Source organism: Cellulosimicrobium sp. JZ28, from assembly GCF_015327065.1.
GTDB classification, from domain to species: Bacteria; Actinomycetota; Actinomycetes; order Actinomycetales; family Cellulomonadaceae; genus Cellulosimicrobium; species Cellulosimicrobium funkei.
The window spans coordinates 2,857,879-2,876,158 of the sequence record NZ_CP017660.1; the positions used below are offsets into that span (position 1 = coordinate 2,857,879).

The following is an 18,280-nucleotide window of genomic DNA, read 5'->3' on the forward strand; positions in this document are numbered from 1 at the left end:
CGGGCGAAGTCCCGACCAGCGGACCACGCGCCGGGACGTCGCGTACGCCGCGCGGCGTACACACTCCGGGTCACGCCGGCGGCAAGATACGTCGCAAGGTGGCTGCCCGGCACCGAGCCCGTCCGTAGGCTCGAGACGTACCTCGCGGTGAGGGGCCCGGCCGGACCGGAGCGACCTTCCCGCGGTGCACCAGGACCATCCCGGACGAACGACCCTCGGAGGGGCGAAGTCATGATCGAAGCACGCGGCCTGACCAAGAGGTACGGGCCCAAGACCGCGGTGGACGGCGTCTCGTTCACCGTGCGTCCCGGGACCGTGACCGGCTTCCTGGGCCCCAACGGCGCGGGCAAGTCCACGACCATGCGCATGATCATGGGCCTGGACCGCCCCACCGCCGGGACCGTCACCGTCAACGGGCGCCCCTACGCCCAGCACCGCTCACCGCTGACCGAGGTCGGCGCGCTGCTGGACGCCAAGGCCGTGCACACCGGCCGCTCGGCCTACAACCACCTGCTCGCGATGGCCGCCACGCACGGCATCCCGACCAAGCGCGTGGACGAGGTCATCGAGATGACCGGCCTGCAGCCGGTCGCCAAGAAGCGGGTGGGCGGCTTCTCCCTCGGCATGGGCCAGCGCCTGGGCATCGCGTCCGCGCTGCTGGGCGACCCCAAGACCCTCATCCTGGACGAGCCCGTCAACGGCCTGGACCCCGAGGGCGTGCTGTGGGTGCGCAACCTCGCGCGCTACCTCGCCTCCGAGGGCCGCACCGTCTTCCTGTCGAGCCACCTCATGAGCGAGGTCGCCCTCACCGCCGACCACATCATCGTCATCGGCAAGGGCCGCATCATCGCGGACGCCCCGGTGAGCGACATCGTCAACGGCTCGCAGCAGCGCACGGTGCGCGTGCGCACCCCGCACGCCACGCAGCTCGCGGAGCTCCTCACGAGCGACGGCGCGACCGTCACGAGCGACGAGCCGAGCCTGCTCGTCGTCACGGGCGCGGACGCCCCCGGGATCGGCGAGCTCGCCGCGGCCAAGGGGTTCGTGCTGCACGAGCTCACGCCGGTCACGTCCACGCTCGAGGACGCCTACATGGCCCTCACGGCGGACGCGGTCGAGTACCAGACCGACTCCGCGCAGAACCACATCGGCCACGGTGCCGCGGGCGCGACCGCGGGCGCACCGGCCCCCACCGACTCCCTCGAAGGAGCGCAGCGATGAGCGCCACGACCCTCGCCACCGGCGCCGGCCCGACGGCGTCCCGCACCTCCCCCTACCGCCTCTCGTTCGGCCACGTGCTGCGCTCGGAGTGGATCAAGTTCCGCACCCTGCGCTCCACCTGGTGGACGCTCGGCATCACCGTCGTCGTCATGGTGGGCTTCTCGCTCATGTTCGCGGCCGTCATGTCCTCGATGCAGTCCGCGGGCGCCACGCCCGAGGAGGCCGGCATGGGGTCCGCCGACGGGGTGGGCATCACCGTGATCACCGTCGGCTACACGTTCGCGCAGCTGGCCGTGGCCGTGCTCGGGGCGCTCACCGTGACGGGCGAGTACTCGACCGGCATGATCCGCTCCACGCTCTCCGCCGTGCCGAGCCGTCTCCCCGCGCTCGCGGCGAAGATGATCGTCGTCGGCGTGGTGACCGCGGTGACGACCGTCGTGGCCGTCGGGCTGTCGTGGCTGGTGACGTACCCGATCCTGTCGGGCAAGGACATGACCGTCGACTTCTCGTCGGCGGACGACCAGCGCGCCCTGATCGGCGTCGTGCTCTACCTCACGACCGTCGCGCTCTTCTCCGTCGCGGTCGGCGTGCTGCTCCGCAGCTCCGCGGGGGCGATCTTCACGCTCGTCGCCGTGTTCTTCGTCCTGTCGATGGTCCTCGGGATCGTCATGGGCGTGACCGGTGCCGACTGGGTCCAGACGCTCTACAACTCCCTGCCCGCGTCCGCCGGCGAGCAGATCGTGCTCGGCGGCAACATGTCGGGCAGCGACACGATCGCGCCGTGGCCCGGCTACGCCGTGCTCCTCGGCTGGACCGCCGCGCTGGTCGCCGCGGCCGCGGTCGTCCTCAAGCGCCGGGACGCGTGACCACCCGGCCCACCACCCCGCCGACGCCGGACGAGCAGGCCGCTCGTCCGGCGTCGGCCGTGGCGCGCCCGGAGCCGGTGGAGCCCGCCGCCCCGGGGAGCCCGGGCTCGTCGACCCACCCCCTGCGCCCCGCGCCCGCTCCCTTCACCGAGCTCGACGCGCGCCGGCTCGGCCCCGTCCGCCGGTACTTCGCGCGGCACCCGGTCGTCATGGACTGGGTCGTCGTGGCCGTCTTCGTCGTGCCCGGCGTGCTGTACGCGCTCACCGCGTCGCAGCCCCGCGGGACGACGGCGCTGTCGCTCGTGTTCTTCCTCGTCGGCGGCGTGCTCCTGTACTGGCGCCGCCGTCGGCCCGTCACGGTCGCGCTCGCGCTCACCGTGGTCGGGGTCGTCGCCATCGGAGTCACCGGCGACACGGCCGGGTTCGAGGTCGCGGCCATGTTCGCCGTCTACGCCGTCGCGGCGTCGCGGCCCTCGCGCATCGCGTGGCCCGTGCTCGCGATCACCGTCCTCGCGCTCTCCGGCGCGACCCTGCTCTGGTACGACGTCGTCACCACCCCGGAGGGGGAGGTCCTGCGCCAGAGCGTCGAGCCGGGCCGCGCGACCGTCGACCGCATCGTCGGCATGCTCGTGACCACCATCCTCTGCCTCGTCGCGCTCGCGATCGGCACGAACGTGCGCGCGCGCCGTCAGCACGTGTCTGACCTCGTCGAGCGCGCCAACTCCATCGCGCGCGACCGCGACCAGCAGGCGCAGCTCGCCGCCGCCGCCGAGCGCACGCGCATCGCGCGCGAGATGCACGACGTCGTCGCGCACTCCCTCACCGTGATGGTCGCCCTCGCGGACGGCGCCAAGGCGTCGGGCGCCAAGAACCCCGAGCTCGCAGGCCACGCGCTCGACGAGCTCACCGCGACCGGCCGCGCCGCGCTCGCCGACATGCGGCGCGTCCTCGGCGTCCTGCGCGAGCCGGGCGGCGAGCAGACCGTGCCCCTCGCGCCCGCGCACGAGACGCCCGAGCTCGAGGAGATCGTCGAGCGGTTCCGCACCGCCGGGCTGCCCGTCCGGCTCGTGCGCTCCGGCCCGCAGCCGACGCCCGGCCCCGCCCTGCGCCAGACCGCGCACCGCATCGTCCAGGAGGCCCTGACGAACGTGCTGCGCTACGCGCCCCTGTCCCCCGTGGTCCTCGTGGAGGTGTCGCGCCGCGCCGAGCCCGGCGCCGACTGGCTCGAGCTGCGCGTCGTCAACCAGGCGGGCCGCCGTCCCGGGGAGGGCGCGAGCGCCGACGAGCGCGGGCTCCCGCCGTCCGTCGCGGAGCAGCACCCGCCCGGCGTCCCCGTCGGCACCGGGCGCGGGATCATCGGGATGCGGGAGAGGGCCGCGGTCTACGGCGGTACCGTGTCCGCGGGGCCGAGCGGGACGGGCTGGGAGGTGCGGGCGAGCCTGCGCCTCGACCTCGACCCCGGCCGCCAGGCCGGCGCACGCGACGACGGACGGGAACGCACATGACGGGAACGGGGGCACCGATCCGGGTGCTGCTCGTCGACGACCAGGCCCTGCTGCGCATGGGCTTCCGCATGATCCTCGCCGCCGAGGACGACATCGAGGTCGTCGGCGAGGCCGGGGACGGCGAGACGGGGGTCGCGCAGGCGTCCGCGCTCGCGCCGGACGTCGTGCTCATGGACGTGCGCATGCCCGGCACGAACGGCATCGAGGCGACGGAGCGGATCGTCGCCGCCCAGCCCGGGTCGCGCGTCATCATCCTCACGACGTTCGACCTCGACGAGTACGCCTTCGCCGCCCTGCGCGCCGGAGCGAGTGGCTTCCTCCTCAAGGACGCCAAGCCCGGCGAGCTCGTCGGGGCGATCCGCGCCGTCGCGAGCGGCGACGCCGCCGTCTCCCCGCGCATCACGCGCCGCATGCTCGAGATGTTCTCCGGCCAGCTCCCGCAGGACGGCACCGCCGCCCCCGCCCAGGCGCCGACCGGCCGGGACGACCCGCGACTCGCCGACCTCACCGCGCGCGAGCTCGAGGTCTTCGAGGCCCTCGGTGAGGGGCTGACGAACGCCGAGATCGCCGAGCGCTTCGTGCTCTCGGAGGCGACGGTCAAGACCCATGTCGGGCGCGTCCTCGGCAAGCTCGGCCTGCGCGACCGCGTCCAGGCCGTGGTGCTCGCCTACGAGACGGGCGTCGCCCGCCCCTCCTGACTCTCCCGACCCCCCGCGCCGAACAGGTGGTCCTGGCGCGTCCAAGACCTCTGACGCGCCAGGACCACCTGCTCGGCCCGCCGGGATCGCCTGGTCGGCGGTCCCGACGGGTCCGGGGGGTCGGGGACGGTCGGGCGGTTCAGGCGTTCGCCGTCGTCTCCTCGGCGGCGGCGGCCTTGTCGGCCTCGGCCTGGGCCTGGGCCTCTTCCTTGGCCGCCTTCCTCGCCGCGCGCTTCTCGCCGCGGCGCTCGGCGAGCGTGTAGAGCACCGGGACGACGACGAGCGTGAGCAGCGTCGAGCTCAGCAGGCCGCCGATGACGACGAGCGCGAGCGGCTGGGAGATGAACGCGCCGCCGCCCGTGATCCCGATGGCCATGGGCGTGAGCGCGAAGATCGTTGCGGCCGCGGTCATGACGATGGGGCGCAGCCGCTTGCGCGACCCCTCCAGGACGGCGTCGTCGAGCGCCCGCCCGCGCTCGCGGTACTGGTTGATGAGGTCGATGAGCACGATCGCGTTCGACACCACGATGCCGACCAGCATGAGCAGGCCGATGAGGGCCGGCACACCCAGCGGCGTCCCTGTGGCGAGCAGCAGGAGCAGCGCGCCCGTCGCGGCGAACGGGATCGACACGAGAAGGATGAACGGCTGCAGGAGGCTGCGGAACGTCGCGACCATGACGAGGTAGACGATGAGGATCGCGACGAGCAGCGCGAGGCCGAGGTCGGCGAAGGCGTCGGCCTGGTCGGCGGCGACGCCCCCGACCTCGACCGTCGCGCCGCCCTCGAGCTCGAGCCCGTCGATCGCGGTCGTGAGCTCGGTGGTCAGCGCGCCGAGGTCCTGCCCCGCGGGGGTGACGGCGATCGTCGCGCTGCGCTCGCCGTCGACGCGCGTGATCGAGGTGGGGACCTCGACCTCCGCGACCTCGGCGACCTGCGTGAGCGGCACGGGGCCCGCGGCGGTGGGCAGCACGACCTGCTCGAGCTCGGCGACCGTCGCCGGCGCCGCGCCCGCGACCACGCGCACCTGCACCGGGCCGTCGCCGAGGTTCACCGTGCCGACCGGGGCCGGGGACATCGCCCCCGCGACCGTCCCGGCCACCTGCGTCTCCGTGAGCCCGACGGCGGCCGCCGCCTCACGGTCGACCGTCACCTGGACGGTGGCCTGGGCGGCGGCGAGGTTGTTCGTCACCTGCGCGGCGCCGTCGGTCCCCTCCGCGAGCTCCTGCACCTCGGCGGCGGCCGCGGCGAGGGTGTCGGTGTCGGGCGCGCGGACCACGAGGTCGACCGTGGAGCTGCCGAACGCGGCGTCGGCGCCCGCGACCTCGATGCCCTCGCTCGCGTCCCCACCCAGCCCGGAGACGGCGTCGCGCACGTCCTCCTGGGCCGCCACGGCGTCGGCGTCCGCGTCGAGCGTGACGGCGAACGTCGCCGTCGGGGACCCGCCGCCGCCGAAGAACGCGGCCTCCGGGCCGCCCGCGGTGCCGACGGTCGTCTGCACCGTGGCGACGCCGTCGACGTCGAGGAGCGCCTGCTCGACGTCGCGCGCGGCCGCGTCCTGCGCGTCGAGCGACGTGCCCGGCGCGAACGACTCGGTGACGGTGAGCGTGTCCTGGCCGGTGTCGCCGAGGAAGTTGGTCTCGAGCCGCGGCACGAGCGCGAGCGTCCCGGCGAGGATCGCGACCGACACGCCGAGCGTGATCGCGGGGTGGCGCAGGGCCGCCCGCAGCGTCGGGAGGTACGCGCGCTGCCACAGCCCGCGACGCTCCTTGGCCTCCGCGGCGGCGCGGGCGCGCTCGCCCGCGAGGCGCGCGGCCTCCGGGTCGGCCGGAACGGGCGGCGACGTGATGAACCAGTACGCGAGGACCGGGACGATCGTCAGCGCGACGAAGAGCGAGGCCAGCATCGCGATGGCGACGGTGAGCGCGAACGGCCGGAAGAGCTCACCGACCATGCCGCCCACGAGCGCGATCGGCAGGAACACGGCGACGGTCGCGACGGTCGAGGCGGTGATCGCGCCCGCGACCTCCTTGACCGCACCGATGATGGCGCCGACCTTCTCCTCGCCGTACGACAGGTGCCGCTTGATGTTCTCGATGACGACGATCGAGTCGTCGACCACGCGGCCGATCGCGACCGTCATCGCCCCGAGCGTGAGGATGTTGAGCGTGTAGCCCGTGGCGTTCATGACGATGAACGTCACGAGCAGCGACAGCGGGATCGACACGGCGGAGACGAGCGTCGAGCGCAGCGACGCGAGGAACAGCAGGATCACGACGACCGCGAAGAGGAGCCCGAGCAGGCCCTCGGTCGCGAGGCCCTCGATGGACTCCTCGATGAACGGGGCCTGGTCGAACACGACCTCGACGCGCACGTCCTGGGCGTCGAGCACACCGGAGAGGTCGTCGACCGCGTCCTGGACCGCGTGCGACACCTCGACCGTGTTGCCGGCGGGCGTCTTGGTGATGGCGACGGCGAGCGCGGGCTCGCCGTCGAGCCGGGAGAACGACGTCGCGGGCTCGGGGCCCGCGGTGACGGTCGCGACGTCGCCGAGCGCGACGGGCGGGGTGCCGGGCGCCGCGGTCGGGGACACGAGGGGCAGCGCGGCGAGCTCGTCGACGGTCGTGACGGCCGTGCCGACCTGCACGCTGAGGGTGCGGTCGCCCTCCGCGACGGTGCCCGCGGGCACCACGACACCGTTGTCCTGGAGGATCGTGGAGACCTGCTGCGGGCTGAGCCCGGCGGCGGCGAGCGCGGCGGGGTCGAGGGCGATCGTCACCTGCTGGTCGGCGACGCCGCTCACGGCGACGCTACGGACCCCCTCGACGTCCTCGAGCGCGGGGACGAGGCTCGACGTCACGGTGTCCGCGAGCGCCGCCTCGTCCGCGCCGCCCGACACGGCGAGCTGGATGACCGGGAGGTCGTCCACGGAGCCGGTCACGACCTGCGGCTCGACGTCCTCCGGGAGCTGGGACTGCAGCCGCGTGACGGCCGTCTGGAGCTGCGAGGCCGCGGCGTCCATGTCCGTGCCGTACGCGAACTGGACGGTCGTCACCGAGAGGCCGGTCGACGACGTCGACGTGACGTCCTCGACCCCCTTGACCCCGCGCGCGGCCGTCTCGACGGGGACGGTGACCTGCTGCTCGACGATCGCCGGGGCCGAGCCCGGGTACGCGCCGACGACGGCGGCCGTGGGGATCTGCAGGCTCGGGATGAGCTCCTGCTTGAGCGATCCCATGCTGAGGACGCCGAAGATCGCGATCGCGACGGTGGCGAGCGCGACGAGCGCGCGGTTGGCCAGCGACAGCCGGGCGAGACGGGACACGGAGCCTCCAGGGGTTCCAGGTCGGGCGGGAGACGACGTCGGCGTCGCGATTTCGTTAGCGTAACGCGAAGCATCTCGGGATGGTTCCCGCGCCCACCGATAGAGTCGGCGCCGTGACCCACCCCGCCGACGACGAGCGCGCGACGCTCGCCCGGCGCCTCGAGGACGCTCAGCGCCGGCTCGCCGACCTGCTGCTCGCGCAGCGCCTCGAGCCGCTGCTCCGCACGACTCTGACGGTCCCCCAGCTCCGCGCGCTCGCCGTGCTGCAGCTCGACGGGGAGACGAGCTCGCACCGGCTCGCGGACGTGCTCGGCATCTCCCCCGCGACGCTCTCGGGGATCGTGGACCGGCTCGAGGCGGCGGGCATGGCGTCGCGCCGCCCCGACCCGCAGGACGGTCGCGTGCGCCTCGTCGCCGCGACCCCGCGCGGCGCCGCGGCGGTGCGCCGGCTCGTCGCGCAGGAGGACGAGCCCCTCACGGACCTCCTCGACCGGCTCGACGTCGCGGACCTGCGCGCGCTGACGGCCGGGATCGAGGCCCTCACCCGGGCCGCGGAGTCGGCCGCGACCGAACCCGAGCCCGACCCGGCGGCCAGCGCGCCGTCGGGCACCTCGGGCGACGGCTCGGCCGACGCCGGGACCGACCCGGAGGGCTGAGGGTCCTGGGCCGCGCGGCCCAGGACCCTCTCCCCCGTCGTCGGCGACGCCGGCGGCTCAGACCTCGCCGAGCGCCTCCTCGGGCGTCCCCTCGACGGTCCGGGCCCGGCGGTTCCACCGGGACCACAGGACGCGCTCGCCGAGCTCGCCCGCCATCCGGTGCCCGTACGCCACGAACACGACGACGCCGAGCACGAGGATCCCCGCCCCGAGCCAGAACGGCGCGGTCGCGGACACCGGGTGCAGGAGCCCCGCGATGACCGGGGCGGGGGCGGCGAAGCCCCAGCGCACCAGGTTGAACGCGCCGGTGGTCACGCGGCGGTCCGGGTCGCCGAGCGCGAGCGAGAGGTCCGTGAGGTTGGCGTTCGCGATGCCCATGAACACGCCGGCACCGACGAGCACGACGACGGACCAGGCGGTCCCGAGGTCGAGCGCGAGGAGCACGAGCGCGACGAGGACGCCCACGACGGCCACGCCCAGCGTCTGGACGGCGCCGACGCGGTGCGCGAGCCGGTGCCCGACGACGAGGATCCCGACCGCGAGCCCCACGCCCCACGCGGTGAAGACGAGACCGAGCGGCACGACGTCGAGCCCGAGGAACACGGGGGTGTACCCGAGCACGACGAAGAAGCAGAAGTTGTACGCGGCGGTGACCGCGGCGAGGGCGAGGAAGCCGGGCTTGCGGAACAGGCGGAAGACCTGGCCGACGCGCAGCGGCGCGGGCTTCGCGGCGGGGTCCTTGAGCCGGGTCACGGACACGAGCAGCGCCACGAGCATGAAGACGCCGCACACGAAGAACGGCACACGCCAGGAGATGCCGCCGAGCAGCCCGCCGAGGAGCGGCCCGACGGCGAAGCCGAGACCGACGCACGTCTCGAAGAGCTCGACGACCCACTCGCGGTCGTTCGCCAGGGAGACGAGGAGAACCATCGCCGTCGCGAAGAACATCGCGTTGCCGAGGCCCCACAGGCCGCGGAGCGCGGCGAGCTGGCCGATGCTCGTGCTCAGCGCCGCGAGCACGGCCGCGACGGCCACCAGGCTGACGCCCGTGGCGAGGATCTTCTTGTAGCCGAAGCGCCCGGTCGCCATGACGGCGGGGATCATGCCGAGCGCCATGACGGCGATGTAGGCGGTGAAGAGGAGCTCGATCTGCCAGGTCGACGCCCCGATCTCCTCACCGATCACGGGCAGGATCGGGTCGACGACGGCGATGCCGGCGATCGCGAAGAACGCGGTGAGGGCGGTCGCGTAGATGGCGGTGCGGTTCGGTTCGTTGCGTGTGGAGGCCACTCGGTCGCACTTCCTGGTGAGGGAGGCCGCCGCACGAGGGGCGGTGGCGGGATAAGTACCTGTATCTAGCAGGCAACTATCTGTAGAATACACCCATGTCGGTTGCCGAGGGAAACGATCAGCCGCAGGCCGAGGCGCGCGGGGACGCGACCGCCCAGGACGTGCTGGGCACGATCGAGCTCGAGGTCGCCCAGCTCCTGCGCCGCGCGGAGCGCACGCGCGCCTCCGGGAGCCCCGGGACGTCGCGCCGGGGCGGCACGCTCGACCGGTCCGGCTACCTGCTGCTCCACACGCTCGGCACCCACGGCCCGCTGCACGTCAACGCGCTCGCCGAGCGCCTCGGCCTCGACGCCTCCACCGTCACCCGCCAGGTGGTCGCGCTCGAGCGGGCCGGGCACGTGCGCCGGGCCCGGGACCCGCACGACGGCCGAGCGGTCGTCGTCGAGCCCACGAGCGCGGGCCTCGACGAGCTCGCGGCCCACCGCGTGGCGCGCACCGCGCTCTACGCGGACGTGCTCGGGGACTGGTCGCGCCTCGACCGGGCCCTCCTCGCCGAGCTCCTCGGCCGGCTCAACGACGACCTCGACGCCTACCGTCGCCGCCGCGACGAGGCCTGACCCGCCGGGCGAGCCTCGCCGTCAGGCCCCGGGGAGCGCCCACCGCAGCAGCCGCGTGACCGTCTCCCCCGCCGGGTGCGCCCACCGCTGGGGCAGTCCCCGCACGCGCGGCATGCCCGCGCGTGCCCAGTCCGGCAAGGACGCCCTCGCGGCCACCGCGAGCCCCGCGTACACCCGACGCACCGCCCACGGCAGCGGCGGCTCGACGAGGAGGAACCGCGCGGCGTCGAGCGCTGCCGGGGTGAGGCCGAGCACCGGCCGGTACCCGGCGACGGCGTCGTCCAGCTCGCGCACCGTGACCGGCACGTCCTCGACGCCCAGGGCGCGGCCGACCACCGCCGCCTGCGCGACGTACTCGTCGCACCCGGCGGCGTCGAGCGGGCGGTGCCCGAACTCCTGGTGCGCGACGAGGAAGCTCTGCGTCTCGGCGACGTGGACCCAGCGCAGCAGGTCCGGGTCGCTCGCGCGGTAGGGGCGGCCGTCGGGCGCGACGCCGCGGACCCGCTCGTGGACCGCCCGGACCGCCGCCACGGCGCCGGCGGCGTCGTCGGCCGTGCCGAAGGTCGTCGTGGCGATGAACGTCGAGGTCCGCTGGAGGCGCCCCCACGGGTCCCCCCGGTAGCCCGAGTGCGCCGCGACCCCGGCCATCGCGAGCGGGTGCAGGCTCTGCAGGAGCAGCGCACGCAGCCCGCCGACGAACATCGACGCGTCGCCGTGCACCCGCTGGACCGCGGACCCCGCCGGGAACCAGCGCGGGCCGGGCGTCTCGTGGATGCGTGCCCGCGTCGCCGTGGCGTCCGGGCCCGCGACCCGCAGGAAGATGGCGCGCTCCGCCGCGCCGCGCACCCGCTCCGCCACCTGCGTCATGCGCTCGATGCTCGCACCTCGCGCACGCTCCCGCTCCCCGCGCGGGCCGTCCGACACATGCCAACATCTCGCTGCAAAGAAACTCTTGCAAAGCGTCGTTTGCATCGCTACGGTCGTCGTATGCCCACCGACAGCGCACCGGAACCCGTCCCGGCCGAACGCCACCCCGCGCTCGGCCCCGCGCAGCTCAAGGCGCTCGCGCACCCACTGCGGGTGCAGATCCTCGACCTGCTCTCGACGCACGGCGCGCTCACCGCGAGCCGCCTCGCCGACCTCGTGGGCGAGTCCAGCGGGTCCACGAGCTACCACCTGCGCCAGCTCGCGCGGCACGGCTTCGTCCGGGAGGTCGCGGGCCGCGGGACGGCGCGCGAGCGCTGGTGGGAGCGCCCGCCGGGCGGGTTCACGGTCGACGTCCCGCACGACGAGGAGGACGCCGCCGCCACGCTCGCGGGCGCGATGGTGAGCCGCGAGTTCGAGTCCGCGAGGGCGCGCAAGATCCAGACGTTCCTCGAGCGCTCCCCCGAGCTGCCGACGCGGTGGCTCGACGGCAGCCGTCTGACGACGGCGAGCATGTGGCTCACCGCCGACCAGATGCTCGAGGTCGCGGAGGCGTGGGACGCGTTCGACGCGACGCTCCAGCGGTTCCAGGGCCAGGAGCAGGCGCCCGGCGCGCGGCCCGTGCAGATCCACTTCAACGTCTTCCCGACGATCGACGGCAAGGAGAACCCCTCATGAGCGCGTACTCCCCCACCCTGCCCCGCACGGCCGAGCCCCGTGGCACGGACCGTCTGCTCGTCCTCGTGGGCTCCGCCCTGGCCGACCTCGGCCGCCGCCGCGCGGCCGCCCGGTCCCGGGTGTCGACCACCCCGCGCGCCGCGGCGGCCGCCGTCCGCCCGGACGGCGCGTCGCTGCACGCGGCCGAGGACCGCACGCGCGACCGGGCCGCGCTGTCCCGTGCGTCCCTTCTGCCCTGATCAGGGGAATATTCCACCCTCCATGGGGACTGCTCCCCATGCCCTGAGCGACCCTGCCTCGGTTACCCTCGTCGGGGCGTTCTGCGGGCAGTCTGCGGGCACCGGAGCACCCGTTCCCCTCGTCACCGCCGCTCGGCGGGACCGGGAGGACGTGTGCCCCGCCCAGGAACAGAGGAGCACAGGTGGGTCTTCTCACGACCATCCGCGAGCATCGTCGTACCGTCGCGTCGGTGAGCACCGTGTCGGTGTTCTCGACGGCGCTGGTGGGCATGGCGCTGCTCTACGAGGGCGAGGCCACGGCGGACGTGGACCTCAACGACTCGGGCGTGTGGGTGACGAAGACGTCGGCCGGCCTGGTGGGGCGGTTCAACTACGAGTCCCAGGCGATGGACGGCACGCTCAACGCGGGCAGCGCGTCGTTCGACGTGCAGCAGGACGCGGGCCGCGTCCTCCTCGACGACCAGGGGACGAGCACGTCGTCCCCCGTGGACGTCGCCCACCTCAAGCTCACCGGGCAGATCCGCCTGCCGGCCGGGGCGCAGGTCGCCTCCGGCGGTGCGACGACCGCGATCCTCGACGGCGAGGAGGGCCTGCTGTGGGTCCTGCCGTTCGACGGCGCCACCTCGTTCGACGCCGAGAAGCTCGACCCGACGGCCGAGGTCGGCGGTGACGGTGCGCTGACGGTGTCCGAGGACGGGACGGTCTTCGTCGCGGTCCCGTCGACCGGGGCCCTGTGGACCGTCGAGACCACGAGCAAGGGCGCCGTCTCCGGCGACCCGGCGTCGACGTCCCTCCCGGTCGGGAAGGGCGCCGAGGTCGAGGTGACGGCCGTCGGTGACGAGCCCGTCGTCCTCGACCGCTCCGCCTCGCAGCTCGTGCTGCCCGGCGGCCGGACCGTCGCGGTCGAGGGCGCGGAGCAGGCGCGGCTCCAGCAGCCGTCCGCCGGGTCGGGCGACGTCGTCGTCGCGACGACCGACGCGCTCGTGACCCAGCCCCTGAAGGGCGGCGACGCCCAGCGCCGCGCCGCCCAGGGCGTACCGGCCGCCCCGGTGCGCCTCGGGTCGTGCACGTACGGGGCGTGGGCCTCGACCGGCCAGGTGATCCGCGACTGCGAGGGCACCGACCGCGACGTCGACGAGCGCCTCGAAGGGCTGGACCCCCAGACCCGCCTGGAGTACCGGGTGAACCGGCAGGTGATCGTGCTCAACGACCTGTCGGCGGGGACGTTGTGGATGGCGGCGGACGAGTACCAGAAGGTCGACGACTGGGACGTCCAGATGCCGGAGGAGGCCGAGGGCGAGGAGGCCGACGCGGAGCTGACGAACCCCGAGCAGGTGGACCAGTTCATCGCGGACCGGTCCCAGCCGAACCGGCCGCCGCAGCCGAAGGACGACGCGTTCGGGGTACGTCCGGGGCGCACGACGATCCTTCCGGTGCTGGGCAACGACGTGGACCCGGACGGGGACGTGATGACGGCGTCGCTCGTCGGGGACTCGCCGTCGAACGCGACCGTGCAGACCATCATGGGCGGCGCCGCGCTCCAGGCCGTGGTCCCCGAGGACGCCGAGGGCACCGGGTCGTTCCGGTACTCCGTGTCCGACGGCCGCGGCGGCGTCGCCGAGGCGGGCGTCACCCTCAAGGTGTCCCCCTGGGGCGAGAACGCTCCCCCCGAGCAGACCGGTGACCCGGTCCTGCGCGTCGCCCAGGGCGGCGCCGCGACGATCAAGGTGCTGCCCTTCTTCAAGGACCCGGACGGCGACGACCTGTACCTCGCGTCGGCGGCCGCGACGGTCGCGGGCGACGACGTGCGCTCTCGCCCCGACGGCACGGTCGAGCTGCGCGACGGCGGCGGCTCGACCGGGCGCAAGATCGTGACCCTGCTCGTCTCCGACGGCGAGCTGTCCTTCGAGGGCAAGCTGCTGGTCGACGTGGTGCCCGGTCCGCAGCCGCCGGTCGCGGTGAGCGACCACGTGGTGGTCCCGGCGGGGCAGCCGGTGACGGTGGAGCCGTTGCGCAACGACACCGACCCGAACGGGGACGAGCTGCGCCTGGCGTCGGTCTCGGAGTCCGCCCCGGCGCAGATCACGCCGAACTACGACGCGGGGACGTTCACGTTCCTCTCGATGGAGCCGCGCTCCTACGACCTGACGTACCAGGTGACCGACGGCCCGAACGCGACCACGGGCCTCGTCCGGGTCGACGTCCTGCCGCCGTCCGCGGCCGAGGGCGCGCCCGTCGTCGTCACCGACACCGCGCTCCTCCCGGCGGGAGGGTCCACGCTCGTGGACGTCCTCGCGAACGACACGGACCCCGCGGGCGGCGTGCTCGTCGTGCAGTCCGTGCGCGTGCCCGCCGACGCCGGGGTGTCGGTCGCGATCCTGGCCCACCAGATGCTGCGGGTGACCGAGATCCGGCGCCTGGACGCGCCGGTGACGGTGGAGTACACGGCCTCCAACGGCACCGAGACCGCGACCGGCCAGGTGCGGGTGGTGCCGGTGCCGGCGCCGACGCGGTTGCAGCCGCCGAACGCGGTCGCGGACGAGGTGACGGTGCACGCGGGGGACGTGGTGACGGTCCCGGTGCTGAAGAACGACACGCACCCGGACGGGTTGGAGCTGTTCCTGCAGCCCGAGCTGGAGCAGGACGTGGACCCGGCGCTGGGCGAGGCGTTCGTGTCGGAGGACACGCTGCGGTTCAAGGCGGGCTCGGAGGCGGGCACGGCGTACGCGATCTACCGGGTGCGGGACGTCAACGGGCAGGAGGACTCGGCCCAGGTCACGATCCGGATCCGCGACGGCGAGGACAACGCCCCGCCGCAGCCGCGCGAGATCGAGGCCCGGGTGCTGTCTGGGTCCAGCGTGCGCATCGCGGTCCCGCTGGACGGCATCGACCCCGACGGCGACTCCGTCCAGGTCACCGGCATCGCCACCCCCGCGGGCAAGGGCACCGCCCGGGTCGTGGACGGGATGATCGAGTACGCGGCGTCGAAGAACGCGACCGGGGCGGACACGTTCACCTACTCCGTGCTCGACGCGCGCGGCGCCACCGCCACGGGCACGGTCAACGTCGGCATCGCCCGTCCCGCGGACACCAACCAGTCGCCGGTCGCGGTGGACGACGAGGTGACGGTGCGTCCGGGGCGTACGGTCTCGGTCGCGGCGTTGGCCAACGACACCGACCCCGACGGCGACCAGGTCGGCCTGGTCCCGGGCGGGATCGAGGACACCCACGACCTGGACGCCGAGGTCGTGGCCGACCGCATCGTGCTGACCTCGCCCGACCAGGACGGCTCGTACACGTTCTACTACCAGATCCAGGACACCTACGGCGCCCGCGCGACCGGCGCGGTCACCGTGAACGTCTCGGCGAACGCGCCCCTGCTGCCCCCGGTCGCGCGCGACGACACCGTGCCCGTGGAGGACATCCTGGGCAAGACCGAGGTCACCGTCCCCGTCCTGGACAACGACGAGGACCCCGACGGCGCCGCGAGCGAGCTCACCGTCACCACCGACGCGACCACCGCGAGCGTCACGCCCGACGGCGAGCTCACCGTCACCCTCACCGAGGGCCGCCAGGTCATCACCTACACCGCGACCGACATCGACGGCCTGACCGCCAAGGCCTTCGTCAAGGTCCCCGGCCTCACCGACCAGGCCCCGACCCTCCGTCCCGGCATCACGCCCCTGGAGGTCGTGAGCGGCGAGCCGCTGCCCATCGACATCACGGACTACGTCCTGGTCGTCGAGGGCAAGACTCCCCGGCTCACCACGGAGGAGAAGGTCACGGCGCTCGAGGGCACGCGCGAGGTCCTCTCGACCACGGAGATCACCTACACGTCCGCGGCGGACTACGTCGGTCCCGCCGCCGTGACCTTCGAGGTCACCGACGGCTCCGGTCCCGACGACCCCGACGGCCACACCGCGCTGCTCACGCTGCCGATCAGCGTCGTGCCGCCGGAGAACCTGCCGCCGGAGCTGTCGACCCCGACGCTCGACGTCGCGGCGGGCGAGGAGGCCTCGATCGACCTCGCGCGCTTCGCGACCGACCCCGACGGCGACCCCCTGACCTTCAGGGCCACCGGCCAGGCGCAGGGCGTGACCGTGTCCGTCGAGGGCACCACGCTGCGCGCCCAGGCGACCCCGGACGTGCCCAAGGGCTCGGTCGTGCAGGTCCCGATCACCGTCACCGACGGCGAGCACCCCCCGGTCGAGGGCACCGCGACCCTGACCGTCGTGGCCTCGACCCGGCCCCTGGCCCGCGCCAACCCCGACACCGTCGACGACGCCCATCAGGGCAAGGCCACCACCGTGCCCGTCCTGGCCAACGACTCCAACCCCTTCCCCGACACGCCGCTCGAGATCGTGGCGGCGAGCGTCGAGACGGGCAGCGGCGACGTGTCGTACAGCGGAGGCGACGTCGTCGTGACGCCCGCCGACTCGTTCGTGGGCGTCATGGTGGTCGTCTACCGGATCCAGGACGCGACGAAGGACCCGGACCGCATGGTCGAGGGCCGCGTCCAGCTCAAGGTGCTGGGCAAGCCGGAGGCGCCCTCGACCCCGCAGGTCGTCGAGGTCCGCTCCAAGACGGTCGTGCTCAGCTGGGACCCGCCGAACAACAACGGCGCCGACATCACCGGCTACACCGTGCGCTCCCAGAACGGCTACGAGAAGGCCTGCGGCACCACCACCTGCACCCTGGACGGCCTGACCAACAACGTCGAGTACACCTTCACCGTCTACGCGACCAACGCCGTCGGCGACGGACCCGCCTCCCCGGCCTCCGCCGTCGCGCGACCGGACGAGAAGCCCGACCCGCCCGCCGCACCCACCCTCGAGTTCGGCGACAAGTCCCTCACGGTCACCTGGACCAACAAGACCTACACCGACCGCTCGCCGATCGAGACGGTCGACCTCGAGATCTCCCCGGCGCCGAAGGGCGGCGCCGTCCAGGTCACGGCGCTCTCGGGCACCCAGTACGTGTGGAACGGGCTCGAGAACGGCACCGCGTACAGCGTCCGGGTCCGGGCGAACAACCTCGCCCCCGACCCCTCGGACTGGGGCGAGTACTCGGCCGAGGAGATCCCGGCGGGCCTGCCGGACGTCCCGGAGACGCCGAGCGCGGTCCGCGCCGCGGACTCGCCGCTCAACGGCGGCTCGATCGACGTGTCGTGGAAGGCGCCGTTCGAGAACGGCGACGCGATCAAGGGCTACACCCTGCAGCGGTACAAGAACGGCTCCCGCGACGGCGCCGCGCTCTCCCTCACCGCGACGAGCCACAAGGCGACGGGCCTCGACAACGAGTCGTCGTACACGTTCACGGTGACGGCCGAGAACAAGGCGGGCCGGACGGCGGAGAGCGCGGCGTCCGCAGCCGTGGTCCCCTACGGGCGCCCCGAGGCTCCGCCCCGGCCGAGCGTGCAGAACGTGGGCGGCGGCGGGCAGGACAGCGGCATCCCGCGCGTGTCGTGGGGCGCCGCCGACGCGAACGGCAGCCCGATCACGAAGTACACCGTCACGGCGTCGCCCGGGGGCGCGAAGAGGGACGTCGACGGTACGTCCGTCGACTTCACGGGCCTCCCCGCCGGGAACTACACGTTCACCGTCACCGCGACGAACAAGGGCGGCACGTCCACGTCGAGCCCGGCGTCGGGGCAGATCAGCGCGTACGGCAAGCCCAGCGAGCCGGGCGTGTCCGTGTCCCGACTGAGCGCGACCTCGGGCCGCTTCTCGATCTCCGCGCCCTCGTCGAACGGCGGCAACGGCGTCTCGCGCTACAACTGGCAGATCGAGGGCGGGTCCAGCGGCTCGGGGCAGACGGTCGACGTCGGGAACGACTACGACCAGACGTTCCGCCTCCGGGCGCAGGCGTGCAACGCCGCCGGGTGCGGGCCGTGGAGCGGGTGGGCGACGCACCGCACCGACCCGCGCCCGGTCCCGCCGAGCGTCTGGGTGACGCGCGGTCCGCAGCGCAACACGCAGCCCGGCTACGGCAACTGCACCGGCCACATGTGCACGGTCTTCCGGGTCAACGCGAACTCCACGTTCCCGTCCGGCACCTACACCTTCCGGTGCTACTACGACGGCAACCAGGTCGGGAGCTACTCCTGGACCGAGTACCTCGCGGCCGGCAGCTACGTCGACCTCGGGTGCATCCTCGGCAACCCGTACGGCACGCAGCGCACCGCGACGGTGACGGTGAGCATCTCACCGGGGAACGGCGTGACCGTCGAACCGAAGCCCTGGCCCATCCTGTGACGCGGTCCTG

The 18,280-nt window shown here is 73.9% G+C and carries 12 protein-coding genes; 9 read left to right on the plus strand and 3 right to left on the minus strand.

From position 1 onward, the window contains the following. Nucleotides 1–231: 231 nt before the first annotated feature. From BJP59_RS12880 to BJP59_RS12895, 4 genes are read left to right on the plus strand one after another with little or no spacing between them, the layout of a single operon-like run. Nucleotides 232–1,221 carry an ABC transporter ATP-binding protein gene (locus tag BJP59_RS12880; RefSeq protein ID WP_021482324.1) on the plus strand — a complete coding sequence of 330 codons (990 nt, stop codon included), beginning with the start codon at nt 232–234 and terminating at the stop codon, nt 1,219–1,221. Next, nucleotides 1,218–2,087 (plus strand): ABC transporter permease subunit, encoded by an 870-nt coding sequence (locus tag BJP59_RS12885; protein WP_021482323.1) that lies wholly within the window; start codon nt 1,218–1,220, stop codon nt 2,085–2,087. The genes BJP59_RS12880 and BJP59_RS12885 overlap by 4 nt, the downstream gene beginning before the upstream one ends. Beyond that, nucleotides 2,084–3,592 (plus strand): sensor histidine kinase, encoded by a 1,509-nt coding sequence (locus tag BJP59_RS12890; protein WP_194521118.1) that lies wholly within the window; start codon nt 2,084–2,086, stop codon nt 3,590–3,592. Before BJP59_RS12885 ends, BJP59_RS12890 begins: the two co-directional genes overlap by 4 nt. Beyond that, nucleotides 3,589–4,290 carry a response regulator gene (locus BJP59_RS12895; RefSeq protein WP_034655510.1) on the plus strand — a complete coding sequence of 234 codons (702 nt, stop codon included), beginning with the start codon at nt 3,589–3,591 and terminating at the stop codon, nt 4,288–4,290. Before BJP59_RS12890 ends, BJP59_RS12895 begins: the two co-directional genes overlap by 4 nt. A 139-nt stretch (nt 4,291–4,429) precedes the next feature. Here the strand turns inward: BJP59_RS12895 and BJP59_RS12900 are convergent, their stop codons facing one another. Beyond that, entirely contained in the window at nt 4,430–7,612 is a 3,183-nt protein-coding gene (locus BJP59_RS12900) for an efflux RND transporter permease subunit (RefSeq protein ID WP_194521119.1), read from the minus strand. A 113-nt stretch (nt 7,613–7,725) separates the two neighbouring features. Between BJP59_RS12900 and BJP59_RS12905 the strand changes: the two genes are divergently transcribed. Then, nucleotides 7,726–8,268, plus strand: coding sequence for a MarR family winged helix-turn-helix transcriptional regulator (locus tag BJP59_RS12905; protein WP_194521120.1), 543 nt, complete (start codon nt 7,726–7,728; stop codon nt 8,266–8,268). A gap of 57 nt (nt 8,269–8,325) precedes the next feature. Here BJP59_RS12905 and BJP59_RS12910 read toward each other — a convergent pair whose 3' ends face one another. Beyond that, nucleotides 8,326–9,558 carry an MFS transporter gene (locus BJP59_RS12910; protein WP_194521121.1) on the minus strand — a complete coding sequence of 411 codons (1,233 nt, stop codon included), beginning with the start codon at nt 9,556–9,558 and terminating at the stop codon, nt 8,326–8,328. Between the two features lie 95 nt (nt 9,559–9,653). Between BJP59_RS12910 and BJP59_RS12915 the strand changes: the two genes are divergently transcribed. Then, entirely contained in the window at nt 9,654–10,175 is a 522-nt protein-coding gene (locus BJP59_RS12915; protein WP_194521122.1) for a MarR family winged helix-turn-helix transcriptional regulator, read from the plus strand. A gap of 21 nt (nt 10,176–10,196) precedes the next feature. On the opposite strand, the gene BJP59_RS12920 is transcribed toward BJP59_RS12915, so the two are convergent. Then, nucleotides 10,197–11,042, minus strand: a complete 846-nt coding sequence (locus BJP59_RS12920) for an oxygenase MpaB family protein (RefSeq protein ID WP_144723553.1) — start codon at nt 11,040–11,042, stop codon at nt 10,197–10,199. Nucleotides 11,043–11,162: 120 nt separating this feature from the next. Between BJP59_RS12920 and BJP59_RS12925 the strand changes: the two genes are divergently transcribed. The 3 genes from BJP59_RS12925 (at nt 11,163) to BJP59_RS12935 (ending at nt 18,270) form a co-directional block, all read left to right on the plus strand. Continuing rightward, a complete protein-coding gene (locus tag BJP59_RS12925; RefSeq protein WP_051876942.1) occupies nt 11,163–11,777 on the plus strand; it encodes an ArsR/SmtB family transcription factor in 615 nt (204 codons plus the stop codon). Further along, on the plus strand, nt 11,774–12,016 hold the full coding sequence (locus BJP59_RS12930) for a hypothetical protein (RefSeq protein ID WP_194521123.1): 243 nt from the start codon (nt 11,774–11,776) through the stop codon (nt 12,014–12,016). Before BJP59_RS12925 ends, BJP59_RS12930 begins: the two co-directional genes overlap by 4 nt. 230 nt (nt 12,017–12,246) lie before the next feature. Further along, nucleotides 12,247–18,270 carry an Ig-like domain-containing protein gene (locus BJP59_RS12935; protein WP_228485049.1) on the plus strand — a complete coding sequence of 2,008 codons (6,024 nt, stop codon included), beginning with the start codon at nt 12,247–12,249 and terminating at the stop codon, nt 18,268–18,270. Nucleotides 18,271–18,280 lie beyond the last annotated feature (10 nt).

Bases quoted from the DNA above. Each gene is read 5' to 3' on its own strand.
- BJP59_RS12880 (WP_021482324.1), top strand. From the start codon at position 232: ATGATCGAAGCACGCGGCCTGACCAAGAGGTACGGGCCCAAGACCGCG.
- BJP59_RS12885 (WP_021482323.1), top strand. From the start codon at position 1,218: ATGAGCGCCACGACCCTCGCCACCGGCGCCGGCCCGACGGCGTCCCGC.
- BJP59_RS12895 (WP_034655510.1), top strand. From the start codon at position 3,589: ATGACGGGAACGGGGGCACCGATCCGGGTGCTGCTCGTCGACGACCAG.
- BJP59_RS12915 (WP_194521122.1), top strand. From the start codon at position 9,654: ATGTCGGTTGCCGAGGGAAACGATCAGCCGCAGGCCGAGGCGCGCGGG.
- BJP59_RS12920 (WP_144723553.1), bottom strand. From the start codon at position 11,042: ATGACGCAGGTGGCGGAGCGGGTGCGCGGCGCGGCGGAGCGCGCCATC.
- BJP59_RS12925 (WP_051876942.1), top strand. From the start codon at position 11,163: ATGCCCACCGACAGCGCACCGGAACCCGTCCCGGCCGAACGCCACCCC.
- BJP59_RS12930 (WP_194521123.1), top strand. From the start codon at position 11,774: ATGAGCGCGTACTCCCCCACCCTGCCCCGCACGGCCGAGCCCCGTGGC.